This is a genomic window from bacterium, from assembly GCA_024224155.1.
Taxonomy (GTDB): Bacteria; Acidobacteriota; Thermoanaerobaculia; order Multivoradales; family JAHEKO01; genus CALZIK01.
In genome coordinates this window covers 1-25,286 of the sequence record JAAENP010000295.1, presented here as the reverse complement: position 1 = coordinate 25,286, position 25,286 = coordinate 1, and the positions used below count along the sequence as shown (strand labels likewise).

Below are 25,286 nucleotides of genomic sequence, written 5' to 3'. Positions count from 1 at the left end.
AATTCGTAATGCGACTCTAGTCCAGGTAGGCTCGCAGTTCGGGCCTCGCATTAGAGTTTGTGTCCCCTCCCTACGGTCACCCTGAGGCGGCGGGGATCGAGGTGCAGGCGCGCCACCTCGAGAGCCCTCCCCTCGGTTACGGCGAGCCAGCGATCGGTCACCCAGCCGCTATCGTCGAGGGGAACGCCGAAGAGCTCGGCCTGAGCCAGCAGCGTGGCCCATTGGCGAGCGGTCTCGCGCGCAAACGGCTCGCTTCCAAGCAGATAGGCACGCGCATCGCGAAGCTCCTCTTGGGTGACTCCATCATGCACCAGAGCCTCGAGCTCCTCGGCGACGGCCACTCCCACCTCATCGACGCGCTCGGGCGAGGTTCCCGCGGCAACGGTGAAGCTGCCGGCTTCGCGCCCGGCGCCGGCGACGGTGGCAATGCTGCAGCTGTATGCCAGACCTTCGAGCTCTCGGACCCGACGACTTATCCGTCCGTTCAGGTGCCCCCCGGCACCGAGGACGATCCCCACCAGGCCCAGGGGCCAGTAGTCGGGATCTCTGCGCGATGCGGTCACGGCGCCTCCAAACCAATGCGCCTGCTCGGACTCTTCGAGCTCGACCTCTTGATGAGACACGGTCTCGCCGCCGGAGTCCGCGGGTGTCGAGGGAAGGCCGCCGGGACTCGGCAAGCCGCCGAACAGGCCGAGGAGCTTGGCCTCGACGGCGCCTTCGACAATGTCTCCGGCGACGGTGACGATGGCACCTCGCTGCAAGCAAGACCGGTGAAAGGACTCGCAGGCTTCGGCCTCCAGACTCTCTAGGCTCTCGACGCTGCCCTGAAGCGGGCGGCCACGAGCCCCTGTGCCGTAAAGCTGCCGGGCGAAAGCCCACGAAGTCTTGACGTCCGGATGGTCGGCAAGCTGTTCGAGCTCTGCCGCGGCCTGTCGTGCGAGCCATCGGCAGCGCTCTTGCGGAAAGACCGAGCTTAGAACCAACTCGGCAGCCCAGTCCAGAGCCAGCTCCCAGTCGTCGGCAAGCGCGTCGATCGCAAGACCCTGAGCCTCGTAGCCGGCGTCGGCAACCATCGCGGCTCCCCGCTTCTCCGCCGCTTCCGAGATCACTCGCCAGCTTCTCGTTCGCGTGCCCTCGAGCAGAAGCCTGCCGCTCACCAGCGCCTGGCCCGGCAACGTCTCCGCGGTGCTACCCCCGGGCAACCACACCCGAACCGCGACCACCGGCGCACCCGGAACCCGCCGAACTCGAATCGATGCCATTTCAGTCGGCTCCCGCCCGGGCCCAACCGACCACCCCTCCGAGATCTCCGCCGGCCGTGGTCAGGTTGCGGCGAGCCACGGTCTCGAGGTCTTCGGACTCGCAGCCCAGGAGACCGCGTAGGTGGCGCTCCGGATAGCCCGCGTCGAATACCGCCTCCGCCTGTCCGACCGCAAGTCCCTGACGGAGGATGCGCTCCAGGCCGAAAACCCAATCCGCCAAGAGCATGCGCTTGGCGTTCTCGAGCTCGACCGGCGACTGAGGATGGCGCAGCAGCTCACGGAGTCCGTCGAGGACCAGGTCTTCGACTCGCGCCGGCTCGACTCCGGGCAGCAGCTCGGCGCTGATCATCGCGACACCGGGCCCGGCCGCCTCGGTCAACTCGGCGGACATCGCACTGCAGAGCTTGCCTTCGTCGACCAGACGCCGATGCAGGCGGCTCGAGCGGCCCCCGCCGAGAACCGTCATCCACAGTCGCCAGGGAGCGAAGTCATCGTGGTCCGCCCGCGGCGCCGGCAGCGCCACCAGAAGACGCGGGCTCCTGCCCTTGTCGTGGCGCACTCGCCGCAGCTCATCGGGTATGGCGAATGAGCCTCGCGGCGCTCGACGGTCGATGCCAATCGGCCTCGGCTTGCCGAGCCGAGTCTCGACTTCGGCCAGGGCCCCGCCTCCGAGGTCGCCGGCCAAGACCAGAACCGCATTGTCGGGACCATAGTTGGCCCGGTAGAAGCTCTCGAGCGCATTCCGGTCGATGGCTCGCACGGTCTCGCGCCTCCCCAGGATCGGTCGCCCGTAGGGATAGCCCCGGTAGTAGGTCTCCCTGGTGCGCAGTTCCAGGGCATCCCAGGGATCGTCCTCGTACATGGAGATCTCTTCCAGGATCACCTCGCGCTCGCGCTCGATCTCGCGCTCGTCCAGAGTCAAGTGCTCCATGCGGTCCGCCTCGATCTCGAGCGCGGTCTGCCAGTGCTCGCTCGCGAAGCTGAAGTAGTACGACGTTACGTCATGGCTCGTGAAGGCGTTGTTGTCACCGCCGAGTGACTGGGTCAGTCGATCGATCGAGCCCATGGGAAAGCGGTCGCTGCCCTTGAACATCATATGTTCGAGAAAGTGAGCGATGCCGCTGTACTCCGGGGGCTCGTCCCGAGCGCCTACCCGATACCAGAGAGACGCGACCACAATCGGGGCCTGCGAGCTAGGCACCAGCCGAACCTCCAGTCCGTTGTCCAGCCGGTACCGCTCGATGCCCCGGAGCGGGCCGAGCCAGCGATCAATGGTGTATCGGGGAGAATCAATCGGCACTGTCGAACGAGCCGAAGCCGAGCCCTTCGAGAGAATACGGCACCCTTTTCTGGCGTGGATAGAGATGTCGGCTCTGTTCGGTGAATCGGTGGAGCGAGTCTTCCCAGCGCAGCAGCGAAACCCGGATCAGCTCACTGTCCAGCTCGATCCAGTAGCAGGTGTTCTTGTCCTTCTCACTGCCTCGCCCCCGATTGGAGGTGGTCGTGCCGGAGTGCAGGATGACCACCGGTGGTCGCCCCTTGGGGTAGAACTCCTCGGAGTTCGCGATAAAGGACTGATGCTGGTGACCCGAGAGAATGAGATCGACCCCGGCGCTCGAGAAGAGGTCCACCGCTTCCGCCGCGTTCGACAGCACTCGCTGGGTGCCGAAGCGGGGCGGAGGAATCAGATGGTGGTGAGCCACCACAACCTTGAACAGGCCCTCCGGCGCACGCTCAAGCCGTTGGGCCACTCGCTGCAGTCGCGCCAGCCGAATCCGGCCTTCGGTGAAAGTCCAGCCGTGCGCGGTGTTGATGCCGATGACCAACAGCTCTTCGTCTTCGAAGAGTGGCTCGAGGTTGTTGTCGAAGTTCTTGCGATAGGCACCGTATGGGTTGAACACCCGCTCCCAGACGCGCCACAACGGCACGTCGTGATTGCCGGGAACCGTGATCGACGGCACCGGCAAGCTGTCGACAAACGCCCGAGCTTGCCGAAATTGCTCGGGCTTGGCTCTCTGGGTGAGATCCCCCGATACAACCACCAGATCGGGCCTTCGAACATTGACCATTCCCACGATCGATTTCGACAGGTCGGGCAAGTGCGGCGGACCGAAGTGGACGTCCGAGATGTGAAGAACTCTACGCAATCCGAAAAAGACTCCAGCGCGCCGGAGTCCGGCTGCGCAGTCGGGATGGGTGTGAAATGCGGGCCAGTGCGGCTACAGAACCTTGCGGCCGAAGAACTCGTTGAAGCCGTCGTTGACCGTTTCGCTGACGTACTCGGTGGCCGCCTTGAACAGCCTGCGTCCGCGCGATCGCCCGAGCAAGTAGCCGCCGAGCGCGGCCAGTGTCAGGGTCGATTTCGGATAACTCCAAACCAGCTGGCGCCAGTCGATCTCCTCGGGAAGGATCTCGTCGAGTATTTCGTCGGCCAGCGAGGTTCTCGTCTGACCGGCCTCCGCCGGCAACCTCTCTCGGTTCCTGCGCAGGGTCAGTGCCAACCTTCGAAGGTCCGGGTCATTCTCGGCGGCCGCGCAGCAGAATGCCGAGCAGAAAACCGGCTCCGACCGCCATCGCGATGGCCTTGCCAGGGTTCTGACGAACGTACTCGTTGACGTCTTCACCGAGATGCTCGAGATCCTTGGTCACCTTCTCGTAACCATGGCGCGCTCCCTCGCGGGCGCCTTCATACTTCTCTCGCGCCCCGGCGGACACGCGCTCGGCCTTTTCCTTGACGCTCTGGGTTGCTTTGCCGGCACCGTCCTTGATGCCGCGGATCTTGCTCTCGACGACTTCACCGAACTTCTCGCGAGCCGACTCCAATCGCTCGGCCGCGTCTTCAGGGGGGCCTTTGTCGATGTTCTCTGCCATGGGTTCCTCCGTTGTCCGCCTGCCACTCAATTTAGCACGTTCGGGGACACCATCATCGGGGACACCATTCCTTGGTGTCCCCTCCCGACTGCTTTTTGCATGCGCCATCGCCCCAACAGCCCCAGCCACTTGGTGTCCCCTACCAAATGGTTTTGCCTGGATCGCCCCTCTAACTTATTCCCGTCACGCCCCAGCCACTCACGAACCTCTGATACCACCACAAGAACACGACCACCAGATAAACCGCCAGGATCAGCAACAGCGCGACCACGGCGATCAGTCCGGCCAGCTTCCACCACGCCTCTCTGAGGACCAGCGCCAAGGAACCCGGCTCTTGAAGCAGCTGCAGGTTCTTCTGATGAGCCTTCCAGAACAAGTCAAACAGATTCCCTAGCAGCGGTATCGAGCCCACCACCGCGTCCAGAAGCGCATTGGCGAGCATGGCAAGGATCACCCCAAAGGGACGCCTTCTCCGGACCGCCACCACCAGAATCGGAACGCCGCACATCAGGCCGGCAAAGTCGCCGACAATCGGCACCAAGCCCAGGATCACGTCCAGGCCAAACGTGATCCGGGTGAACGGTATTCGCACCGCACTGTCGAGCAGATTCGTCCAACGCACCGTCCAAGGAGGCGGTTGCAGCGGTGATAAGCTGACCTCGTTCGATGGGGGGGGCTCGTCACTCATGTCCGAAGTTATATTCTCGGGAGCCTGCGGCACCGTCACCGGAAGCTGTACCTACCTGCGGTGGGGGAAGACCTCGGTCCTGGTGGACTGCGGACTGTATCAAGGCGATGACGAGCTCGAGCGGCGCAACTGGCGCAAGTTCGCGTTCCGTCCGCACGAGCTCCAGGCCGTCATTCTGACCCACGCCCATCTGGATCACACCGGACTCCTGCCCCGCCTCGTCGCCGAGGGATTCCAGGGCCCGATCTACTGCTCAAAGGCCAGTCGAGGGCTGGTTTCGCTGATCCTCCAGGACGCCGGCCATCTGCAGGAGGAGCAGGCTCGCTACGCCCGCAAGAAGGGCTACAGCCAGCACAAGGAACCCAAGCCGCTCTACACGGCCGACGACGCTCGCAAGACCCTCAGGCTTCTGAAGCGCCGCGCCTTCGAACACGAGTACGACGTCGCGCCCGGGGTCGTCTTCAGGTACGCGCGCGCCGGCCATCTGCTCGGCGCCGGCTCGGTGGAGATCAGCGCCAAGGGCTCCGACGGAAAGCATCGCACCTGGCTCTTCTCGGGCGACGTCGGTCGCTACGGTGTTCCGATTCTCAAGGACCCCGAGCCCTCGGCGAACGCACCGCACACTCTGGTTTTGGAGTCGACCTACGGCGACCGCGATCACAAGAGGACCGACCCGGCAAAGGAGTTCCGACAGACGATCAGGCGGGTCTTCGAGCGAGGCGGCACCGTCGTCATTCCCGCTTTCGCCCTGGGTCGCACTCAGGAGGTCCTCTATCACCTCGCCGGCCTGGTCAAGTCGGGCGATCTGGATCCCAAGGACGTCTTCCTCGACAGCCCGATGGCGATCAAGGCGACGGATCTCTATCGTCAGGCCAAGCAGGAGCACGACGAAGAGCTGGCCGAGCTCATCGAGCGAGAGATCAGCGGACTTGGTCCCGACCGCTTCAACCGCTGCCGGAGCGTCGAGCAGTCGAAGGCGCTCAACCGGCGTCGCAAACCCACGGTGATCGTCGCGGCGAGCGGCATGGCCACCGGCGGCCGCGTCGTCCACCACTTGAAACGACTGCTCCCGGATGAAAGGTCCGCGGTCGTTTTCGTCGGCTACCAGGCCGGGGGCACGCGTGGCCGCGCGCTGGTGAATGGTGCCGAGACAGTCGCGATTCACCGGCAGACGGTGCCCGTTCGCGCGGAGGTGATGAGCCTTCACGGTCTGTCCGCTCACGGCGATGGCGACGAGCTTCAGCGCTGGGTCGAGTCGCTGCCGGGCAAGCCCAAGAGGATCTTCCTGAATCACGGCGAAGATCCGGCCCGCAAGGTGCTCGCCGCGGAGCTCGAGACGCGCGGTTTCCCCAGAGCCAGGCTCCCGTACAGCGGCACCAAGGTGAAGTGGTAGGCGGAAATCGGGGACACCAATCGGGGACACCATTCCTTGGTGTCCCCTCCCGACTGATTTTCGAAGCCGCTGCTGGCGGTCCTAGCGCCGCTTCCCGTAGAGATCGAGGCGGTGGACCGGTTGCCAAACGTAGTAAACTGCGTCTTCCTGTGGGGCAGTAGCTCAGCTGGGAGAGCACCACGTTCGCAACGTGGGGGTCGAGGGTTCAAGTCCCTTCTGCTCCACCATTCTTGATGACATCTTCGATACCACTCCTTCCCGGCCTCGGCCTTCTGCTGATCGGCGCCGGTTTGGGTGTTCTGCTGGGCTACTACCTCGGCCGGAAGTACGGCGCCGCCGGCGCAGGGGTCGCTGGAAGGCTCGCCGTAGCCGAAGCCGCCGCCGAGACCGAGACCCAGCGCCGGCGAGAGCTCGACAGCGAGCTCGATGCTGCCCAGGAGACCGTCCGCGATCTCGACCGTCAGCTGGCCGTAGCGACCGAGCGCGGCCGGCTCTTCGAGGCCGCCAAGCAGGAGTTCGAGAAGGCGTTCGAAGCGCTCGCTCACCGCGCCATGACGAGCAACATCGAGGAGTTCTTGACGCTCGCCGGCCAGCGGCTCGAAACGGCTCGAGCGGAATCCGGCAAGGATCTCGACGAGCGCCGCCGCTCGATCGAGGACCTGGTCAAGCCGCTCGGCGAGAGCTTGCAGCGCCTCGACCAGCGCACTGTCGAGCTCGAGCGCGCTCGCACCGAAGCGTACTCGCGCCTCGATCAGCAGATGAGGCAGCTCGCCCTGGTCACTGAAGGCCTGCAGGAGAGAACCACCTCGCTGGCCTCGGCTCTGCGCGGCTCGGAGGTTCGCGGGCGCTGGGGAGAGGTCGCGTTGAAAAACGTCGCCGAGCTAGCCGGCATGAGCAAGCATTGCGACTTCGTCGAGCAGGAGACGCTCTCCGATGGCAGCCGCCCCGACATGGTGGTTCGCCTTCCCGGCGGACGCCGCATCGCGGTCGATGCCAAGGCCCCGCTCAACGCCTACCTCGAGGCCCAGGAGGCCACCGCCCCGCAGGCGAGAGAAGCGGCGCTCGATCGCCATGCCAAAGCAGTCCGCGACCACGTCAAGACGCTCGCGGCCCGGGCCTACGCCGAGAGCCTGGAGGGCGACCTCGACATGGTGGTCCTGTTCCTGCCCGGTGACCCCTTTCTCGCCGCGGCTTTCGAGCGCGATCCCAATCTGCAGGTCGATTCGCTTCGCCAGAAGGTACTGCTCGCGACGCCGACCACTCTCGTGGCTCTGCTCAGGACCGTCGCGATCTACTGGCAACAGAGCTCCATGGTTGAAAACGCCGAGGCCATCGCCGCCGCAGCTCGCGAGCTCTACGAGCGCGCCGCCAAGTTCGGCACCGACCTCTCGGACATGGGGCGCGGCCTGGCCACCGCATTGAACGCCTACAACCGCGCGGTCGGCTCCTACGACCGCCGCCTCATGCCCATGGGCCGACGGCTCGAGGAGATGATGGTCACACTCCAAACCAAGCGAGATCTCAAAGCGCCCGCGGGAATCGAAGGGACCGTCCGCCAATCCACCGAGGCCACCGCCGGCCGCGACATCGCCGATCCGCCCGAAAACGGGCGGCTGTTTCCCGATGCGCCACATCGCGAGAACTGAAGAGACCATGCCGGGTGGTCGGAGTTCTCGTCCCATGCCGAAGGCCATGGCGAAACTTGATACTGGCGGATTCGATCACGCGCGCTTGTGCACCACCCAGGTGGTCATGCATCTCTGGTCCTGAACCACGGTTGTCTTGATCGGATCCAAGAGCTCTCCGCCGAGCCGGTCGGTGAGGTCCAACAGCATCGCCTCATCCACGAGGTAGCGCTCGCTCCCGTCGGGCAGTGAGAATCGGCGACCCTCCAGGCGCCGAAAGCGATCCTCCATACCGATGGTCGAGGCCAGCCGGCAGAAGAAGATTCCGCCCGGCTTCAGAATCCTCCAGCTAGCGTCCAGTGCTTCCCTAAATTCCCGATCATCGCCGGCAAAGTGCAAGACCGCGCAGCTGATGACGAAGTCGGCCAAATGCGGCGGGAACGTCGTCTCCTCGATCGCCTCCGGCCGAAAGTTCGCGGCGGGAAGATCGGGAGCCAGCTCACCTGCCAAAAGCCGGAGGCTCTCGATGGCACCGCCGTTCGGGTCGACGCCGTAGACCTCGAAACCGGCTCGAAGAAGGTAGACGAGGTTGCGTCCACCACTGCAACCAACCTCGAACACGGTCATCCCAGACCGGATCCGGCCCCGGAGGATCTGGTCGAGGAGGTAGATGTCGATACCGCCAAAGACGGCTGCCGAGCGGGCCCGATCCGAGCCGCCTTCGGGCACTACTTGCCGCCCGAGACATCGATGAAAGTCCCGGTCGAATAGGACGCCTCGTCCGAGAGCAGCCAGAGAATCGCCTTTGCCACTTCCTCGGGCTGGCCTCCGCGTTTCATGGGAACGAGCTCCTTGACTCGCTCGACCCGGTCCGGCTCCCCGGCGGAGGCGTGAATGTCGGTGTAGGTGAAGCCGGGGCGGACCGCGTTGACGCGAATCCCCTCGGTGGCGACTTCACCCGCCAGGCCGATGGTGAAGGTGTCGATGGCGCCCTTCGAGGCGGCGTAGTCGACGTACTCTCCCGCAGAGCCCAGCTTGGCCGCGATCGAGGAGACATTGACAATCGCGCCGCCGTTGCCTCCGTTGTTCGTCGACATTCTCCGCACCGCTTCCCTCGCGCACAGAAACGAGCCCACGACGTTGGTACCGAAAACGCGCTCGAGCCGAGCCGCGGAGATCCGCTCGAGTCGCTGCTGGGTCTCGAGAATCCCAGCGTTGTTAACCAGGGCGTCGAGGGTTCCCAGCTCTGCGTCGACCCTTTCGAAAAGCGCCACGACTTCCGACTCCACACCGACGTCCGCGGCAACCGCAATCGCCCTGCGTCCCAAAGCCTCGAGATCCGAGATCACGCCGGCAGCCGCCTCGTGCCGTTCCCGGTACGAGATGCAGACGTCATAGCCGCGCTCGCCGGCGAGCCGGGCGGTCGCGGCACCGATGCCCCGACTTCCGCCGGTGATGACCAGGACCTTGCCCAAAGAGCGCTCGTTCAATCGATGTCGGTGACCATCGGTACGAATCGGACCGCGGCAACCCGCTGCTTTTTGACGCCGTCCTCGCCCTTCGTGACCACCACCAAGTCCTGGAAGTACCGGCCGACGGGAATGACCAGCCGGCCGCCCACCTCGAGCTGCTCGACCAGTTTCTGCGGAATCTCGGGCGGCGCCGCGGTGACGACGATGGCATCGAACGGAGCTGCCTCCGGCCAACCCTGATAGCCGTCACCGACTCGGTAGTGGATATTTCCGTACTCGAGTCGGTCGAGCGTACCCCTTGCCTGCTCGGCAAGCTCCTTCCGGATCTCTATCGTGTAGACCGTCGCCCCCATTTCCGACAGTACCGCCGCCTGGTACCCGGAGCCGGTGCCGATCTCCAGAACCTTCTCGCCGCCTTCCAGGTTCAAGAGGGCGGTCATCAGAGCGACCATGTAAGGCTGCGAGATCGTCTGGCCCGACCCGATCCGCTGCGGAAAATCGACGTAGGCCTGGTCGCGAAGCTCCTCGGGCACGAAGAGGTGCCGGGGTACGCTTCTCATGGCCTCGAGCACGTTTTCTTCCTCGATGCCGCGCGCGAAAATCTGCCTCTCGACCATATCCAGCCGATCCGCGACAAAAGGGTCGTTCTCCGGTGTCTGAGCGAACGCCATATCCGGCTCTGCCGTCAGGCCCAGCATAGCCAAAATGGCAATCAAGACCATCGGAAAAGCACGACTTCTGCGTAAGATCATCGAGCGCCCATCGACACGCTTTCGCCGGCGTCCTGAGGCAGGGACGGCGCCGGCCACGAAAACAGACTCACAGCGAAACAAATAACAGTGTCTTCTTCGCATGCAAACTCACGCCCTCTACCGACCTGCCGACCGAAATGATTCGACTGCAAGGGCGAGGCCAGCTCCCGCGATTATATGGCCGGCGCAGGCGGATTCATGCGGCCGACCGAAGTCGTAGCCGGAGAGCGGCCGGGTTCGATATCCTCTCCAGCGCCCATGCAAGTTTGTTTCACCAATCTGGGATGCAAGCTGAATCAAGCGGAGCTCGAGCATCTGGCCCGCGACTTCAGCCAAGCCGGTTTCCGCGTCACGCGAGATCTGGCTTCCGCCAATCTGCACGTGGTCAATACCTGTACCGTGACGCACGTCGCGGCGCGCGACTCGAGAAAGGTCGCGCGCAGAGGGCGGCGGCTGAACCCCGAGATTCGAACCGTCCTGACCGGGTGCTACGTAGCCGAGGACGAGATCCGGGCGCGCGCGGCTACCGGCGCCGATCTCATCGTGCCCAATCATGACAAGGAGCGGCTTCTAGAGGCGGTTCGGTGCGCGTTCCCCGAGTTGGAGCGCACCGCCATCGCTCGACCCGACGAAGCCGATATGCCCTACGCAGCGGTCGAGTTCGGCAACTCGCGAGCCCTCGTCAAGATCGAAGACGGCTGCAATGTGCGCTGCTCCTTTTGCATCATCCCGACGACCCGCGGGCGCCAGCGAAGCCGCCCTCCCGCCGATATCGTGACCGAGGTGCGCGAGCTGGTCAGAGCCGGATATCCCGAGATCATCCTTACCGGCGTACAGATCTCCTCGTATCGGTGGCGAGACACGGGCCTTTTCGATCTTGTCGTGCGCCTCCTGGATGAGACCACCGCCCGCCGGCTGCGCTTGACCTCGATCGCACCTTGGCAGTTCGACCAAAGACTTCTGGGCGTCTTTGAGTCGGGGCGCCTCTGCCGCCACATCCATTTGTCACTTCAAAGTGGCAGTTCCGCCACGCTCGAGCGCATGCGACGCCCCTACGGTGCCGGAGAGTTCGCCGACCTCGTTGCTCTGCTGCGAAAACGAGTCCCCGGTATCGCCATCACCACCGACGTGATCGTGGGATTCCCCGGGGAAAGTGACGCCGAGTTCCAGGAAAGCCTGGCCTTTGTTCGCGACCTGAACTTCGCCCGAGTTCACGTCTTTCCCTACTCGATCCGGCCGGGTACCGAAGCCGCCGGCCTAGCGGGGCAGATTGACGCCGCGGCGAAGAAGGAAAGGGTTCGACAGCTTCTGGCCGTTGCCGCGCAAGGCGAGCGCGCTTTCGTCGACAGCCAGCTGGGCTCTCTCTCCGAGGTGCTCTGGGAGAGAGAAACGCAGGGCGTCTGGCACGGCACCAGCGACAACTACATCCGCACAAGGACACGGAGCACCGCGAACCTCTCGCGGCGCTTGACCCGATCCGTACTCTCGAGCCGTGAGGGAAACGCGGCTCTCACCACTTTGACCACCAATGGAGCCGAACATGCCGCGTAGACGGAGGCGATCGAGATCGAGATCCCAGTCAAAGCCCGCCGAGCGGCCGGCTGAGCTACCTCCTGAGGAACCGGCCACCCCCCTCCTCGAGGTCGAGGACATCGCCGAAAGAATCGAAACGGTCCTCGACCACTCTCCAGCCGACGAGACCGAGGTCGTCTGGCTGGAAGTGCGACGCGGGGCCGCCAGGCGGCAGAACAGGCGGGTCGAGCTCAAGGTCCGACCCGAGCGCACCGTGTTGGTGCGCGTGCTCGACCTCGGCAGAGTCGGGAGCTTCCGCACCGGAGCCGCCGAGATCGGGCAGCTGTCGGACGCGGTTCGTTTCGCGATGGGACAGGCTCGGGTGCGCGAGCCCCTATCGGGGCTGCCTCACCTTCCGGCCGATCTCACCAAGCTTCCAGACAAAGGTCCGCTGCTGGATCCCGAGATTGCGGGCATGAGCCCGAAACGAATGCGATCCTGGTTATTGGAGCTCCCTGCCCGGCGCCAGAACCTCCAGGTCACCTGGACTCACGCTCGAGTGCTGGTCTTCAACAGCCGCAAGGTCCGGCGCACGGCGGAGGCGACGGCGATCGGCATGGAGGTCCATACCGGTCGTAGACCCGGCGCGGGGCGCAGCCTGGATGCCTCGCGCAGCTTCCGCACCCTCGAAGCCGAGGCGCTGATCGAGCGCGCGCAAAGGCGGCACGCGACCGGAGCGCCGACCGAGTTGCCCGCGGGGCCACTGCCGGCGTTGCTGTCGCCGACCACGACGATCGAGCTGGTCGATCTCTTGAACCAGACCTCGTTTTCAGCCATGTCGTACTACGACGGCACCAGCTTCTTGCGGGAGCACATCAACGTCCAGGTCTTTGACCGCCAGCTCAACCTGAAGGACGACGGCACCGAACCGGCCGGGCTTCCCTTTCCGTTCGACCTCGAAGGCACGGCCAAACATCCGGTGGACCTGATCGCAAAAGGCGCGCCCAAGACGCCTACCCTGGATCAAAGGCAGGCGGCGGTGCTGGGGCTGCCACCCACGGCCCATGCGATCGGGGGCAACAACGCTCGAGCCGAGAACTTGTTCTTGATGCCCGGAACGGAATCGGCGGACGATCTCCTGGCCGCGGCCGACGGCGGTCTCTGGATCGGCTGGCTCGAGAACCTCGAGTGCTTCGAACCGCAGCGAGTCGGCTTCAGGGCCCGTGCCCGCGGCGTACGATTGATCCAGAACGGAGCGCTTGGCCCGGCGGTTCCGGACTTCATCTGGGAAGACAGCCTGCTACGCGCATTCTCGGGCTTGGCCGGCCTCGGCGCCGATACGGCTCGGCGGCTCGGAAATGACGGCTATACCGGCGGCATCAGCGCTCCTCCGGTTGCGCTGAGCTCGGTCACACCCAAAACCTAGCGGGCGCTCTGTCTCGACCGAAATGACAGCGCCAGCCTTCCGCTCCCTCCGGGATCGAGATCGGCAGCCGGAGATCATGGACCAACCCGGTCTCGAACCGGCCGCGCACCGGCAGGCGCTCCGGGGGCTCGACCGAATCAACCGAGTCTCGGGCACGGCTCGGCACTTCTGGCCGGAGCTCGAGAAGTTCTCGACGAGGAGCGAGAAACGGACCTTTCGAGTGCTCGACGCTGCCTGCGGAGGAGGAGACGTGGCCATCGCTCTCAGCGAAACCGCAAAACGCCGTAGAGTCGCCCTCGAGGTGGACGGCTGCGACATGAGTCCGACGGCGCTCGAGTACGCGCGCAAACGCGCAGCTCAGCGCGGCGCCGAGGTAGGCTTCTTTGAACATGACGTCATCGAGCATCGACTCCCGCACTACGACGCCGTTGTTTGCTCACTGTTTCTTCACCACCTGAGCGAGAGCCAGGCAGTGAGTTTCCTTGTTGCCCTGAGGGCGTCGGCGATTCGACTGGTTCAAATAAGTGATCTCCTGCGCAGCCGACTCGGCTACGCGTTTGCCGTGGCCGGGTGCCAGTTTCTGACCCGCTCGCCGGTCGTTCACACCGATGGCCCTCGATCGGTCGCGGCGGCATTTACGCTCGAGGAAATGACTAACCTCGCCGCGCGCGCGGGCCTCGACCGAGCGAACATTTTGCGCCGCTTCCCGGAGCGCTTTCTCCTGACCTGGAGACGGAGCTGAGTCCGGCGGCCACCATCGAGGCGGCCCAGGCGGCGGCCACGATATGGCCGGTCGCGGTGGTCGGCGCCGGGCCGGCAGGCGCCTTTGTCGCCCGCGAGCTGGCGCGCACCGGCGTTCGCGTCTTGCTAATCGACCGCCAGTGGTTCCCGCGTCCCAAGGTCTGCGGCGGCTGTCTCAACGGCAGAACGTTGGCTCTCTTGACGGATTCGGGTCTGGGAGACGAGCCGGCTTCGCTCGGCGGTGAACCGCTCGATCGCTTCGAACTGTGGACCGGCGGCCGAGCCGTGAGGCTCTCGATACCGCGCGGTATCGCGGTGTCACGCTCCGCTTTCGACGCTGCACTGGTCAGGGCAGCCATCACCGCCGGTGTCGAGTTCCTTCCCGGCTCGAGAGCGGTTTTGGGAACCGTCGAATCGAAGTCCCGGCTCGTCCGGCTGCCGCATGCGAAGTGTGAGATCGAAGCACGAGTCGTGATCGCCGCTGATGGCCTCGGAGGCAGCTTTCTCGGCCCCAGTTCCGAAACCAGATCCCACTCGGTTCCAGGGTCCCGGATCGGAGCCGGTGCGGTCGTCGAGGATATCCACCACTCGTATGCAGCCGGTGTAATCCACATGGCGGTGGGTCGCTCTGGCTACGTCGGCCTGGTCAAGGCCGAGGCCGGCCGGTTGAGTGTCGCGGCGGCTCTGGACCGTGAGGCGATCGAAGAAGGTCGGGGACTCGGGGGAGCCATCGCGGACCTACTTGCCGAAGCCGGTCTACCGGACGTGGGGGATTCGTCTTGCCACTGGCGCGGCACCGCCGCCCTCAGCAGACGGGCCCCGCGAGTTTCTTTTGAGCGGGTTTTTCTGATCGGCGACGCCGCCGGATACGTCGAGCCCTTCACCGGCGAGGGCATCTCATGGGCCCTCGAGGCCGCGCGCGAAGTCGCTCCGCTCGCGGCGAGCGGGGCGCGCGACTGGCACGATTCTCTCGAACGGCATTGGCGACGAAGGTATCAGCGCCGGATAGCTCGCCGGCAACACTGGTGCCGAGGTGTCGCCTGGGCCTTGCGACAGCCGCTCCTGGTTCTCTCGGCTACCCGGTTGCTCGGGACGGCACCCGGACTCGCAAAGCCGCTCATGACCCATCTCAACGCCGCGCCAGGGGAGGAAGCCCCTTGAGCCTCGCAATCCTCGGCTTCGGCACCGCGGTCCCGGGTCAACCGGTGCCGCAGCGGCGGGCCGCGGAGGTCGCCCAGCGCCTGTTCCCGAGCAACCGCGAACGCGAGCGAATGCTCACGATGCTCTACCGGTGGACCCGAGTCGCGTCTCGTCACAGCGTCCTCGACGACGGACCCGAAGACCAACCCGGCAGCCACCAGGGCTTCTTCCCCGCCTGGCGCGGGGAGGGCGACCGCGGTCCCACGACCGCCGAGCGCATGCAGCGCTACGAGGAGCAGGCCACTCCGCTCGCGACGCGGGCTTCACGGTCGGCCCTCGACGACGCGGGGATGCGTCCGAGCGCCGTCACTCACCTGGTCACGGTCTCGTGCACCGGCTTGAGCGCACCGGGAGTCGACGTGGCGCTGATCAGACAGCTCGGACTCCCAGCGGACGTAGAACGCTCGCACATCGGCTTCATGGGATGCCATGGGGCGCTCAACGGACTGCGAGTCGCGCGGTCCTTCGTCGAAGCCGACCCGGATGCGCTTGTGCTGCTCTGCGCCGTCGAGCTCTGCACCCTTCACGCCCACTACGGCTGGGATCCGGAGCAGATCGTCGCCAACGCCATCTTTTCGGACGGCGCGGCCGCCGTGGTCGGAGCAGCGGTCGGCAACGGCCACTCCGAAGCCTGGCAGGTGACCGCCAACGGATCGCGAATTATGAGCGACAGTGAAGACGCCATGACCTGGCGCGTGCGGGACCACGGTTTCGAGATGACGCTGTCGGCACGGGTACCGAATCTGATCCACGACCATGTCCGGCCCTGGCTCGAACAATGGCTGGCCCGCAATGGCCTTTCGATACCGGGCGTGGAGTCCTGGGCGATCCACCCGGGCGGTCCGCGGATCCTCGACGCCGTCGGGCGAGCAGCCGGCCTCGAGCGCGACGCCCTCGCGGCCTCATACGAGATCCTCCAGCGTTACGGCAACATGTCCTCGCCAACGGTCTTGTTCCTGCTCGAGAAGCTGCGCCGAGCGGAGGCGAAGCTCCCCCTGGTGGCACTCGGCTTCGGTCCGGGTCTGGCCATCGAAGCGGCCATCATTCGATAGATCGAGAGTCCGATAGGGTCAGGATCATGGCAGGCAGCGCACACATTCCATCGACGCGCGAGAGAGCCATCCGATACCTGATCGAGGCTTCAGACCTAGAGATCGAGGCCACCGAGGTGACCGACGCGACTTCGTTGCGCGAAGACCTCGAGATTGGCTCCCTCCAAGCGCTGACGCTGGTCATGGATCTCGAAGAAGAGTTCGGCATTGTGGTTGAGGACGACGAGTTCGAGTCGCTTCAGACCGTCGGCGACGTCATCAAGCTGCTGGAACCCAAGAGGTGAAACGCCGGGTCGCGGTAACCGGAGTCGGGCTGATCTCGCCCCTGGGCAATGACTACGCGACCGTGGTCGGATCGCTTCGCGAGGGCCGCAGCGGCGTGCGCGCGATGCCCGCGTGGCGCGATCACGGCCTCAGGAGCTTGATTGCCGGCGCCATCGTCGACATCGACACAAAGAAGCAGGCGGCCAGATTGCCCAAGAAGATCCTGCCCGGGATGTCCGACGGTGCCCTCTACTGCGCCCTGGCGACGCGGGACGCCGTGACCGATGCCGGACTGGGCGACGGAGAACTTCAAGACTCCCGCTGCGCTTGCATCATCGGCAGCGCCGTAGGCAGCGTTGACGCGGTCCGAAGAGCCGGTGAGCTCTACTTCTCCGGTCGACTCCGGCGCATCGACCCGTACACGCTCCTGCGCGGCATGTCGAGCTCTGCAAGCGCGACCGTGGCCAACGTCTTCAAGGTCCGCGGACCAAGCTACTCCATCAGCTCCGCCTGTGCCACTTCCGCGCACAACATAGGCCACGCTGCGGAGCTGATCCGCGCGGGCGTGGTCGATCGCGCCATTGCGGGCGGAGGCGAAGACGTGAGCGAGCTCATTACCGCCTCGTTTCAGTCCCTGCGCCTGGCTCTCTCGACCCACTCGAACGACCGGCCGACTGAAGCCTCGCGACCGTTCGACGCCGCACGCGACGGCTTTGTGATCAGTGGCGGAGCCGGCATCGTGATTCTCGAGGAGCTCGAGGCGGCGCGCCGGCGAACCGCTCGCATCAGAGGCGAGATCGTGGGCTACGCGGCGACCTCGGATGGCCATGACTTGGTGCTACCGGAGCCCAAGGGAGAGCAGGCCGCCGCATGCATGAGCCTGGCCCTGCGCGATGGCGCAATCGAGCCGGAAGCGGTCGACTACGTCAACTGCCACGCGACCTCGACCGCTCAAGGTGACCTCGCCGAGGTTCGAGCACTGCAAAGGGTCTTCGGCCGGGTTCTGCCGCCTTTCTCCTCGACCAAGTCGATGACCGGCCACGGTCTGGGCGCAGCCGGCGCACTCGAGCTGATCTATTGTCTGGGCATGATCGAGCACGAGTTCATCGCCCCTTCGATCAACGTCGATAACCCCGACCCCGCCGTCGAGGGCCTGTCGTTGGTTACCGAGTGTCGCGAGGACGGCCTCGATACCGTCGTGTCGAACAACTTCGGGTTCGGCGGCACCAATGCTTGTCTGGTTGTCAGGCGGTCTGATGGCTGAAGGCCGATCGGTAATCGACGCGCTGCGCCATCCCGACGGCAGTCTCGACCGTGCCGCGCTGAAGCAAGTCCTTCCCTACGGCGACGACTTCCTGTTCGTGGATCGTGTCTCGCGTTTGACCGCGCGAGACGTCGAAGCGAGCTTTCTCGTTCCGGAGCAGTCCAGGTATCTGCGCTCGCACTTCGTCGACCTCGCGGTAATGCCGGGTGTCCTCATCGGCGAGGGGCTAGCCCAGGCCGGCAGTCTGATCGTGCGCTACAACCTCCCGGCGCCCCAAGACAGCCATGTCCTGGGTCTGGAGATCGAGCGAGCGCGGTTTCACTCGCCCGCCCGGCCGGCGGAGACCTTGAGCTACAGGGTAAGCCTGGAAGCCTCGAGCCGGCGAACGGCCCGGCTGGAAGGCGAGGTCTGGGTCGGCGAGCGCAAAGTCTGCCAGGCGAAACTGGTCGTCGCGATCGTGGACCGCCTAGCCCTTCGTCAACGACTCGAGGGGCGCTAGCTCTTTCGAACCAGGACCACCGTCTGGTCGTCGCCCCGGGGGCCCGCGGCCCCGAACTCGGTCATCTGATCGCAGATCGAATCGGCGGTCTCGGCCAGAGGACGCTCAAAGCGCTCGGTGAGGCTGACTTCGAGTCGCTCCAGTCCGAACTCTTCGTCGCTGGCCGAAAGGCACTCGGTGATGCCATCGCTATAGAGACACAGTAGGTCGCCGCTCTCGAACTCGAGCTCCTCGAAGCTGTAGGTCGCCCGCTCGAAGAGACCGATTGGCAGGCCCGTGGCTCCAAGCTTTCGCGGAGCCTGTCCGGCGCGCAGCCAAAGTGAGGGGTTGTGGCCGCCACTCGCGTATCGGCCTCGTCCCGTGGCGGAATCGAGCTCGAGGGCGGCCAGGGTGATGAATGTGTTCGAGGCCGAGGAGTTGAAAATGTGTCTGTTCAGGGCGAACAGCAGGTCTTCTCGGCGGAGGCCCTGGTTCAACAAGAGTCGCAAGGCCGAATCCAGCGTCGAGACCAGCAGCGCAGCCGGCATTCCCTTGCCGGTAACGTCGCCGAGCACCACGAAATAGGTGCCCTCTTCTAGCCTGATGTAGTTGTAGTAGTCACCACCGACCGTCCGGGCCGACCGGCTCCATCCCGTCAGCTCGAACCCGTGCACCTCGGGTGTGGTCTCCGGCAGGAGTCGTTTCTGAATACCCGCGGCCAGCTCGCCCTCTCGCTCGAGGCGCTCTTTCTCCAAGGCCTGGCGATGAAGGTAGGCGTTCTCGAGAGCAATCGCGGCCTGATTCGCAAAGAGCTCCAGCGTGCGCCGGTCTGAGCTGCCGAAAGGCCCGACACCTTCGCGACTCTCCTTGTCTGCCACAACCAAAAGGCCCTTGACTTCCCTTTCGACCCGGATGGGCACGGCCAGAAGGTGCTCGCTCCCCGGCAGGACCTCGAACGCTTTGGAAGTCTGGCCCGTCAGCAACCGTTCGAGCTCCCCCGCCGGGACCCGTTCCGAGGCGCTGCCACCGAAGGTCTGCTCGAGACGAAACTCGTCGGCCGCGCTGCCGAAGAATGCACCTCGGCGAGCGTCGAGAAGCGAAACCGCTCGCAGCAAGATCTCTTCGGAGAGCTCGTCCAGGTTGAGGGTCGCAGCGATCGCGAGACCGACGTCATAGAGTGCATCGAGCTCGACGCCGCGATAGTTGACTTCGAACTGGCGGCGCTTGACATGCTCGGACTGGTCAAAAGCTCTTACGGCGGCCGCGAGTGCCGCCCGGCGCGGCCCGTCGATCTCGGTGGCCGCCGAGCCGGCGGGAAGTCCCTCGAAACAGACCGCTCCGCCCGGGACCGGAACCTCAAGGGCTTCGCTCCCGCCGGATGTCTCGCCATCCGACGCCACGACCAGCTCGGGCTGCGAACTGACGGTTCCGTTCAGAACCAGCTTGGCGACGCTGGCCCCCAGCTCCCCCATCAGGATCCGGAGCAGCTGCCTGAGGAGATCTCTTTCGGCCTTCCGCCCCTGGCTTGCGTCGGCTAGCTCTTCCCAGGCGTCCGCTGGCGAAGCCGTCGGAACCGGTTGCGGCATCGTCCTATCCGGTCATGCCGGCGACGCCGCCGTTCTCATCTTCGTAGATGTCGGCGTATTGGGTGAGTCCCATGATGTGGAACGTCTTCGCGATGGTCTTGGTGAGAGAGCAGAAGCCGAGCCTGCCGTCGATCTCGAGAATCCGCTCGATGATCTCGATGAGGATAGAGATGCCAATCGAGTTCACGATCTTCGTGCCTTCGAGGTTGAGCAGGAGCTTTTTCTCACCTTCGTCGATCAGCCGGTAGGCGATCTTGGCGATCTCCTCACCCCCCTGGTTGTTGATATAGCCCTCGGTATAGATCACCGAAAGGTCATCGCGCTTTTTCAGGGTCACTTTCAACGTGTCAGTCATCTTCCTCTCCCGGCCTAGCGTACTTCACCATGGTGATCGTAGTACCTTCGGCGTCGGACTCAATACCCACCTCGTCCATCAAGCCGCGGATAATCTTCAGGCCCCAACCGCGCTTGCGCTCGGCTTTCAGCTTTTCCTCGATCTTCGGCTCGGCGACCTCCGTGGGCTCGAATCCCCTACCGGTGTCGCGGACCGTGATCAACAGCTTCTCAGGTTCTTCGTTGCCGGTGACCGCAAACGTCAGGTACACGCGGCTGTCATCGGCATGACTGTGTTCGAAGGAGTTGATACACGCCTCGACGACGGCCATACGAACCTCATCTGTCTTGTCAGCGGCAAGTCCCATGAACTCCGCCATTGCGGTCGCCGTCTTGCTCGCCGCGATCTCCATGTCGGCGACCATCGGAAGCGTCAAAGTGACCTCCCTCAGCACGGCGTGGCTAGCCATCCTTACACGAACCTCAAGCGCACGACTCTATCCGATGTTGGCGAACCGGCAGTCTACAGTGCCAAATAGAGCTCGAGAAGGTATACGGCGAGGGGCTGAACAAAGCCGTTGGCAAGAAGCCACGCGAAGCTGACCAGAGTTCCCAACGAAATCACCACGTCCATCGAGACGGGCGAGACAACCGGCAGGACCTTGCGAAGCGCTTCGAGCATGCGAACCTCCTGGGACGTCGCCGATAACAGCAACGGCGCTGCCAACCCAACTACACCCGGGTGATCGGTGGCTAACAAGCGCAGAATCAACAGTTAGAGGCTTCGAGCTCAAGCTGCGATGCGAGCGCAGGAATCGCCAGGCTGCGACATCTTGCCGCGGCTCTGAGGTCTGGCACTCACAGGAAGCCGTAGCCTGCGCTGTTTCGGCTCAATCTCAGTCCGAATGGGGCACATTGTCCCATATCGGGCATTATGTCGCAATCAGAAACCCTTCCGCTGCAGGGTCCGGCGATCGATTCCGAGAATCTGGGCGGCCCGCGACTTGTTGCCCCCTGTGAGCCGGAGCACCTTGCCGATGTGCTGGCGCTCGACCGCACCGAGATCCAGGGCCTTCGGCCCCTCGCCCCCGGCCTCACCGAGCAGCGGACGAACCACTTCTGCGGTTACCTGTTCGTCGGCCAGAGAGACAGCCGCCTCCATCATGTTCTGCAACTCCCGAACGTTGCCCGGGAAATCGTAGGCAAGGAGGAGAGCCAACGCGTCCGGGTGGACGCGGAGCACCGGTATGCCCTCTCGTTGGCAGAAACTCTCGACCACGTGGCGGACCAGATGAGGAATGTCCTCTCTTCTTTCGCGCAGTGGCGGTAGCTGGATCTCGACACCCTTCAGGCGGTAGTAGAGGTCCTGGCGAAAGCTGCCATCGCTCACCAATCGCTCGAGATCTCGATGGGTCGCGGCCACCAGACGAACGTCGACTGAAATCGGAGTCCGCGCTCCAACCCGAACCACCTCTCGCTCCTGAAGCGCCCGCAGCAGCTTGACCTGAACCTCCGGACGGATGTCACCGATCTCGTCCAGAAACAGCGTCCCCTCGTGGGCGAGTTCGAGTTTGCCTCGGCGGGCGGTAACGCCGGTTGCGACCCCCTCTTCGATGCCGAACAGCTCGCTTTCGAGCAGTGTCTCGGGCACCGCTGCACAGTCTACCGCCACCAACGGACCGGGTCGGCCCGAGCGGAGATGAAGCAGCTTTGCGACCAACTCCTTCCCGGTCCCACTCTCCCCACGGATCACCACGCTGACGCCACGGGGAGCGACGCGCTCGGCAACCTCCAGGGCACGGCGCATGGCCGGCGCTCTTGCCACGATCCGCCGATCTTCCAAGTCGGCCGTAAACAGCTCCTTGAGCACACGGTTCTCTTCCTCGAGACGGTCCTTCTGGACGCGCAGGCTCTCGAGCTGGCGAGCGCCATCCAGCGCAACGCCCGCCAGCGCCGACACCGCCTCGAGAAAGCGCCGATCCTCGGGAGGAAAGCTCGAGCTGTCCGGCTCGGCGCTGTCTCCACCGCGAGTCTCCTTGTCCAGCAGCGCGAGATAACCCAGAAAAACGCCGCGATAGGCGACGGGTGTCGCCACCAGAGCTTCGAACGGGCGTCCGGCGAGCTTGCCGTCCTTGAGGGCGATGGTCTGGCCGCTCGCCAGAAGCTCATTCCAGACCGGTTCGGCAAAGAGGGCGATCGCATCGGGCGGACCGCCTACCCACCCCACTCCGGAAACCGCACGGGGATCGCCGTAGGCGTCCCGGGTCACCGCCACCGCGGCCGCCGGATCGAGCACGGCGCAAACGCGCTCGAGCACTTCATCCACCAGCTCCTGCTCCGGCCGGTGCGCGTGCAGTGCCACCGCGAGGTCGTTCAGCGTCTCGAGCTGGAGGATCCTCCTTTTTTCGGCGAGGCTGGAGCGTGGCGGCGAGCTCACGGCGTTATTCTAGCCTGGGCTTTTTGCCGCACTCATCCGGGAGGCGGCCTCGGCGTCTGCCGTGCCGACTCGAGGTAGTCTTTTCGCTGCAGCGTTTTGCGGGATCCGAACGCGGCCGCCCGGCCTAGAGCGCCTTTCTCAGGTACTGTCCGGTGTGGCTCTGCTTGACTCTGGCGACCTTCTCGGGCGGACCTGAGGCCACCAGATGCCCGCCCTCGCCGCCGCCTTCCGGACCGAGATCGAGGATCCAGTCCGCGGTCTTGATGACTTCGAGGTTGTGCTCGATCACCACGACTGTGTTTCCGGTCTCGACCAGCCGATGCAGAAGTCGCAGGAGCTTGCCGACGTCATCGAAATGCAGGCCGGTCGTGGGCTCATCGAGAAGGTACAGCGTCCGGCCGGTGGCGCGCTTGCAGAGCTCGCGAGCGAGCTTGACCCGCTGGGCTTCGCCGCCCGAGAGCGTCGTCGCCGGTTGACCCAGTCGAATGTAGCCGAGGCCTACCTCGTTCAGGGTGCCGAGAATCCGCGCCACCGGCGGCACATTGCGAAAGAACTCGCTCGCTTCCTCCACCGGCATGTCCAGAATCTCGGCGATATTCTTGCCTTTGTACCTAACCTCGAGAGTCTCGCGCCCATAGCGTTTGCCGCCGCAGATTTCGCAAGTGACGTAGATATCGGGGAGGAAGTGCATCTCGATCTTGATCTGACCATCTCCCTTGCAGGCCTCGCACCGCCCCCCCTTGACGTTGAAGCTGAAACGCCCCGGCTTGTAGCCGCGCATACGCGCCTCGGGCGTCTTCGCCATGAGCGAACGGATGTGCTGAAAGACGTTGGTGTAGGTGGCCGGGTTCGATCTCGGCGTTCGCCCGATCGGGCTCTGGTCGATGGCGATCACCTTGTCCAAGTGCTCGAGACCGGCGATCCGGGTGTGCTTGCCGGCGCGCTCTTGAGCCCGGTAGAAGCGCTGGGCCAGTGCTCGGTACAGAATGTCGTTGACCAGGCTGCTCTTGCCCGAGCCCGAGACACCGGTCACGACGATGAAGAGTCCGAGCGGAAACTCGACCGTCAGATTCTTCAGGTTGTTGTGGCTGGCGCCGCTCACCACCAGCGTGCGTCCGCCGGGCAGGTTTCGCTTCCCGGGCGTGGGCACGTGCAGATCGCCCCGCAGGTAGTGCCCGGTGAGAGAATCGGGGTGCTCCTCGACCTCCCGCGGGGTGCCCTGGGCGACCACCTCGCCGCCGTGAATGCCCGCGCCGGGACCCAGGTCGATCACCCAGTCCGCCGATCGGATGGTCTCTTCGTCATGCTCCACGACCAGTACCGAGTTGCCTAGGTCGCGCATGCCTCTGAGAGTCTTCAGGAGTCGCGCGTTGTCGCGCTGGTGAAGCCCGATCGAAGGCTCGTCGAGAACGTAGAGCACCCCCATCAGCTTGCTGCCGATCTGCGTGGCCAGACGAATCCGCTGGCTCTCCCCACCGGAGAGGGTGCCCGACGATCTGTCCAAGGACAGGTAGCCGACACCCACAGCTCGGAGGAATCCCAGACGGTCCTGGATCTCTTGCACGACCTTGCCGGCGATCGCCGTTTCACGCCTGTCCAGCTTCAAGCCCGAGAAGAACTCGCCCAGCTCATCGACCGTTTGATCCGAGAGCTGATCGATCGAGCGACCTGAGACCTTGACCGCCAGGGCTTCCGGGCGCAGCCGACGTCCGTCGCACTCCGGACAGGTGTGTACCGCCATGTACTTTTCGATCTCGGCGCGAATCGACGTCGAGTCGGTGTCTTTGTAACGTCGCTCGAGGACCGGAATGATGCCCTCGTAGGCCCCGGTCCACTTGTAGCTCGATTTCTTTCCGCTCAGCTCGAAGGTCAGCTCCTTGTCGCCACTGCCATAGAGAATCGCCTGGCGCGCCTTCTTGGGGAGCTTGTTCCACGGCTCGGACAGCTCGAAGCGCATCTCTTTCGCCAGAGTCCTGATCATGCGCATGCGCCAGGACTTGCTGCTCGACGGCCACGGCGCAATCGCTCCGGCATCGATCGATCGTTCCGGGTCCGCGATCACACGATCCTCGTCCACCGCCATGATCGTGCCCAGGCCCGAACACTTCGAACAGGCTCCGTAGGGGCTGTTGAATGAGAACAGTCGGGGGGTGATCTCGGCGAGATTGGTACCACAGCTCGCGCACGAATAATCCTGTGAGAGGGTCTCCTCGGCAACGCCCGAGGGCGCCACGATGACCAAACCACCACTCACCTTGAGCGCGGTCTCGAGCGAAGACGCCAACCGGCCCTCGAGTCCGGGTCGAATGACCAGGCGATCGATCACGATATCGATTGAGTGCTTCTTCTGCTTGTCCAGTTTCGGTGGCTCACCCCCGAGATCGACCATCTCTCCATCAATTCGAGCTCGCACGAACCCATCTTTCGCCATCTGTGCCAGCTGCTTCTGGTACTCGCCCTTCTTGCCGCGAACGTAGGGCGCGTACAGAACCACGCGGCTTCGCTCCGGCAGAGCCAGTATCCGGTCCACCATCTGCTGGACCGTTTGAGGGCGAATCTCACGGCCGCACTTCGTGCAATGCGGGGTCCCGACCGAAGAGAACAGAAGCCGCATGTAGTCGTAGATCTCGGTCACCGTCCCCACCGTCGAGCGCGGATTGCGCGACACCGACTTCTGCTCGATCGAGATCGCCGGCGACAGTCCCTCGATCGAGTCGACGTCGGGCTTTTCCATCTGTTGGAGAAACTGGCGGGCGTAGGCCGACAGCGACTCCACGTAGCGCCGCTGCCCTTCGGCATAGATGGTGTCGAAGGCCAGCGATGACTTGCCCGAGCCGGACAGGCCGGTGATCACCACCAGTCGGTCGCGTGGGATGCTCACGTCCAGCTGGCGGAGGTTGTGTTCGCAGGCGCCCCGGATCTCTATGAAT

25 protein-coding genes and 1 tRNA gene are annotated in these 25,286 nt (G+C 64.6%); 11 read left to right on the top strand and 15 right to left on the bottom strand.

Annotated elements, in window-relative coordinates:
• Window positions 1-50: 50 nt before the first annotated feature.
• The 6 genes from GY769_15400 to GY769_15375 form a co-directional block, all read right to left on the bottom strand.
• A complete protein-coding gene (locus tag GY769_15400) occupies window positions 51-1,262 on the bottom strand; it encodes an insulinase family protein (GenBank protein ID MCP4203307.1) in 1,212 nt (403 codons plus the stop codon).
• 1 nt (window position 1,263) lies between these two features.
• Window positions 1,264-2,562: an insulinase family protein gene (locus GY769_15395; protein ID MCP4203306.1), complete on the bottom strand. Its 1,299-nt coding sequence runs from the start codon at window positions 2,560-2,562 to the stop codon at window positions 1,264-1,266.
• The gene (locus GY769_15390) at window positions 2,552-3,409 is read right to left on the bottom strand and encodes a hypothetical protein (GenBank protein ID MCP4203305.1); all 858 of its coding nucleotides are present in this window, start codon (window positions 3,407-3,409) and stop codon (window positions 2,552-2,554) included. The genes GY769_15395 and GY769_15390 overlap by 11 nt, the downstream gene beginning before the upstream one ends.
• 72 nt (window positions 3,410-3,481) lie before the next feature.
• The gene (locus tag GY769_15385; protein MCP4203304.1) at window positions 3,482-3,763 is read right to left on the bottom strand and encodes a hypothetical protein; all 282 of its coding nucleotides are present in this window, start codon (window positions 3,761-3,763) and stop codon (window positions 3,482-3,484) included.
• Window positions 3,764-3,779: 16 nt separating this feature from the next.
• The gene (locus tag GY769_15380; protein MCP4203303.1) at window positions 3,780-4,133 is read right to left on the bottom strand and encodes a DUF883 family protein; all 354 of its coding nucleotides are present in this window, start codon (window positions 4,131-4,133) and stop codon (window positions 3,780-3,782) included.
• Window positions 4,134-4,302: 169 nt separating this feature from the next.
• The gene (locus GY769_15375; protein ID MCP4203302.1) at window positions 4,303-4,821 is read right to left on the bottom strand and encodes a DUF4112 domain-containing protein; all 519 of its coding nucleotides are present in this window, start codon (window positions 4,819-4,821) and stop codon (window positions 4,303-4,305) included.
• On the opposite strand from GY769_15375, the gene GY769_15370 reads away from it, so the two are divergent.
• From GY769_15370 to rmuC, 3 genes are all read left to right on the top strand, one after another.
• Window positions 4,820-6,214 (top strand): MBL fold metallo-hydrolase, encoded by a 1,395-nt coding sequence (locus GY769_15370; GenBank protein MCP4203301.1) that lies wholly within the window; start codon window positions 4,820-4,822, stop codon window positions 6,212-6,214. The two genes, GY769_15375 and GY769_15370, sit on opposite strands and share 2 nt — an antisense overlap.
• A gap of 151 nt (window positions 6,215-6,365) precedes the next feature.
• A tRNA-Ala gene (locus GY769_15365) sits at window positions 6,366-6,441 on the top strand.
• 6 nt (window positions 6,442-6,447) lie between these two features.
• A complete protein-coding gene (rmuC, locus tag GY769_15360; protein MCP4203300.1) occupies window positions 6,448-7,860 on the top strand; it encodes a DNA recombination protein RmuC in 1,413 nt (470 codons plus the stop codon).
• 75 nt (window positions 7,861-7,935) lie between these two features.
• Here rmuC and GY769_15355 read toward each other — a convergent pair whose 3' ends face one another.
• The 3 genes from GY769_15355 to GY769_15345 form a co-directional block, all read right to left on the bottom strand.
• Entirely contained in the window at window positions 7,936-8,466 is a 531-nt protein-coding gene (locus GY769_15355) for a methyltransferase domain-containing protein (GenBank protein ID MCP4203299.1), read from the bottom strand.
• A gap of 101 nt (window positions 8,467-8,567) precedes the next feature.
• The gene (locus GY769_15350) at window positions 8,568-9,314 is read right to left on the bottom strand and encodes an SDR family oxidoreductase (protein ID MCP4203298.1); all 747 of its coding nucleotides are present in this window, start codon (window positions 9,312-9,314) and stop codon (window positions 8,568-8,570) included.
• 11 nt (window positions 9,315-9,325) lie between these two features.
• Window positions 9,326-9,982 carry a protein-L-isoaspartate(D-aspartate) O-methyltransferase gene (locus tag GY769_15345; protein ID MCP4203297.1) on the bottom strand — a complete coding sequence of 219 codons (657 nt, stop codon included), beginning with the start codon at window positions 9,980-9,982 and terminating at the stop codon, window positions 9,326-9,328.
• Between the two features lie 279 nt (window positions 9,983-10,261).
• On the opposite strand from GY769_15345, the gene mtaB reads away from it, so the two are divergent.
• From mtaB to GY769_15305, 8 genes are all read left to right on the top strand, one after another.
• On the top strand, window positions 10,262-11,614 hold the full coding sequence (mtaB, locus tag GY769_15340) for a tRNA (N(6)-L-threonylcarbamoyladenosine(37)-C(2))-methylthiotransferase MtaB (protein ID MCP4203296.1): 1,353 nt from the start codon (window positions 10,262-10,264) through the stop codon (window positions 11,612-11,614).
• Window positions 11,604-13,001 (top strand): hypothetical protein, encoded by a 1,398-nt coding sequence (locus GY769_15335; GenBank protein MCP4203295.1) that lies wholly within the window; start codon window positions 11,604-11,606, stop codon window positions 12,999-13,001. Before mtaB ends, GY769_15335 begins: the two co-directional genes overlap by 11 nt.
• A gap of 76 nt (window positions 13,002-13,077) precedes the next feature.
• The gene (locus tag GY769_15330) at window positions 13,078-13,743 is read left to right on the top strand and encodes a methyltransferase domain-containing protein (GenBank protein ID MCP4203294.1); all 666 of its coding nucleotides are present in this window, start codon (window positions 13,078-13,080) and stop codon (window positions 13,741-13,743) included.
• 56 nt (window positions 13,744-13,799) lie between these two features.
• Window positions 13,800-14,903, top strand: a complete 1,104-nt coding sequence (locus GY769_15325; protein MCP4203293.1) for an NAD(P)-binding protein — start codon at window positions 13,800-13,802, stop codon at window positions 14,901-14,903.
• Window positions 14,642-15,994 (top strand): type III polyketide synthase, encoded by a 1,353-nt coding sequence (locus tag GY769_15320; GenBank protein MCP4203292.1) that lies wholly within the window; start codon window positions 14,642-14,644, stop codon window positions 15,992-15,994. Before GY769_15325 ends, GY769_15320 begins: the two co-directional genes overlap by 262 nt.
• A 26-nt stretch (window positions 15,995-16,020) precedes the next feature.
• Window positions 16,021-16,278: an acyl carrier protein gene (locus tag GY769_15315; protein ID MCP4203291.1), complete on the top strand. Its 258-nt coding sequence runs from the start codon at window positions 16,021-16,023 to the stop codon at window positions 16,276-16,278.
• Entirely contained in the window at window positions 16,275-17,522 is a 1,248-nt protein-coding gene (locus GY769_15310) for a beta-ketoacyl-[acyl-carrier-protein] synthase family protein (protein MCP4203290.1), read from the top strand. The genes GY769_15315 and GY769_15310 overlap by 4 nt, the downstream gene beginning before the upstream one ends.
• Window positions 17,515-18,021 (top strand): hypothetical protein, encoded by a 507-nt coding sequence (locus GY769_15305; GenBank protein ID MCP4203289.1) that lies wholly within the window; start codon window positions 17,515-17,517, stop codon window positions 18,019-18,021. The genes GY769_15310 and GY769_15305 overlap by 8 nt, the downstream gene beginning before the upstream one ends.
• Here GY769_15305 and GY769_15300 read toward each other — a convergent pair.
• From GY769_15300 to uvrA, 6 genes are all read right to left on the bottom strand, one after another.
• Window positions 18,018-19,586, bottom strand: a complete 1,569-nt coding sequence (locus tag GY769_15300; GenBank protein MCP4203288.1) for a SpoIIE family protein phosphatase — start codon at window positions 19,584-19,586, stop codon at window positions 18,018-18,020. The two genes, GY769_15305 and GY769_15300, sit on opposite strands and share 4 nt — an antisense overlap.
• Window positions 19,587-19,590: 4 nt before the next feature.
• Complete coding sequence (locus tag GY769_15295) at window positions 19,591-19,941, bottom strand: STAS domain-containing protein (GenBank protein ID MCP4203287.1); 351 nt, start codon at window positions 19,939-19,941, stop codon at window positions 19,591-19,593.
• Complete coding sequence (locus GY769_15290) at window positions 19,934-20,344, bottom strand: ATP-binding protein (GenBank protein MCP4203286.1); 411 nt, start codon at window positions 20,342-20,344, stop codon at window positions 19,934-19,936. The genes GY769_15295 and GY769_15290 overlap by 8 nt, the downstream gene beginning before the upstream one ends.
• A gap of 98 nt (window positions 20,345-20,442) precedes the next feature.
• Window positions 20,443-20,601, bottom strand: a complete 159-nt coding sequence (locus GY769_15285; GenBank protein ID MCP4203285.1) for a hypothetical protein — start codon at window positions 20,599-20,601, stop codon at window positions 20,443-20,445.
• Window positions 20,602-20,862: 261 nt separating this feature from the next.
• Window positions 20,863-22,356, bottom strand: coding sequence for an AAA domain-containing protein (locus tag GY769_15280; protein MCP4203284.1), 1,494 nt, complete (start codon window positions 22,354-22,356; stop codon window positions 20,863-20,865).
• A gap of 124 nt (window positions 22,357-22,480) precedes the next feature.
• Window positions 22,481-25,282 carry an excinuclease ABC subunit UvrA gene (gene uvrA / locus GY769_15275; GenBank protein MCP4203283.1) on the bottom strand — a complete coding sequence of 934 codons (2,802 nt, stop codon included), beginning with the start codon at window positions 25,280-25,282 and terminating at the stop codon, window positions 22,481-22,483.
• Window positions 25,283-25,286 lie beyond the last annotated feature (4 nt).

Coding starts and splice junctions, on each gene's coding strand:
- GY769_15285 (MCP4203285.1), bottom strand. CDS start 20,601: ATGCTCGAAGCGCTTCGCAAGGTCCTGCCGGTTGTCTCGCCCGTCTCG.
- rmuC (MCP4203300.1), top strand. CDS start 6,448: ATGACATCTTCGATACCACTCCTTCCCGGCCTCGGCCTTCTGCTGATC.
- GY769_15400 (MCP4203307.1), bottom strand. CDS start 1,262: ATGGCATCGATTCGAGTTCGGCGGGTTCCGGGTGCGCCGGTGGTCGCG.
- GY769_15295 (MCP4203287.1), bottom strand. CDS start 19,941: ATGACTGACACGTTGAAAGTGACCCTGAAAAAGCGCGATGACCTTTCG.
- GY769_15355 (MCP4203299.1), bottom strand. CDS start 8,466: ATGACCGTGTTCGAGGTTGGTTGCAGTGGTGGACGCAACCTCGTCTAC.
- GY769_15320 (MCP4203292.1), top strand. CDS start 14,642: ATGGGCCCTCGAGGCCGCGCGCGAAGTCGCTCCGCTCGCGGCGAGCGG.
- GY769_15370 (MCP4203301.1), top strand. CDS start 4,820: ATGTCCGAAGTTATATTCTCGGGAGCCTGCGGCACCGTCACCGGAAGC.
- GY769_15315 (MCP4203291.1), top strand. CDS start 16,021: ATGGCAGGCAGCGCACACATTCCATCGACGCGCGAGAGAGCCATCCGA.
- mtaB (MCP4203296.1), top strand. CDS start 10,262: ATGCGGCCGACCGAAGTCGTAGCCGGAGAGCGGCCGGGTTCGATATCC.
- GY769_15380 (MCP4203303.1), bottom strand. CDS start 4,133: ATGGCAGAGAACATCGACAAAGGCCCCCCTGAAGACGCGGCCGAGCGA.
- GY769_15305 (MCP4203289.1), top strand. CDS start 17,515: ATGGCTGAAGGCCGATCGGTAATCGACGCGCTGCGCCATCCCGACGGC.
- GY769_15345 (MCP4203297.1), bottom strand. CDS start 9,982: ATGGCGTTCGCTCAGACACCGGAGAACGACCCTTTTGTCGCGGATCGG.
- GY769_15375 (MCP4203302.1), bottom strand. CDS start 4,821: ATGAGTGACGAGCCCCCCCCATCGAACGAGGTCAGCTTATCACCGCTG.
- GY769_15290 (MCP4203286.1), bottom strand. CDS start 20,344: ATGGTCGCCGACATGGAGATCGCGGCGAGCAAGACGGCGACCGCAATG.
- GY769_15330 (MCP4203294.1), top strand. CDS start 13,078: ATGGACCAACCCGGTCTCGAACCGGCCGCGCACCGGCAGGCGCTCCGG.
- GY769_15300 (MCP4203288.1), bottom strand. CDS start 19,586: ATGCCGCAACCGGTTCCGACGGCTTCGCCAGCGGACGCCTGGGAAGAG.
- GY769_15335 (MCP4203295.1), top strand. CDS start 11,604: ATGCCGCGTAGACGGAGGCGATCGAGATCGAGATCCCAGTCAAAGCCC.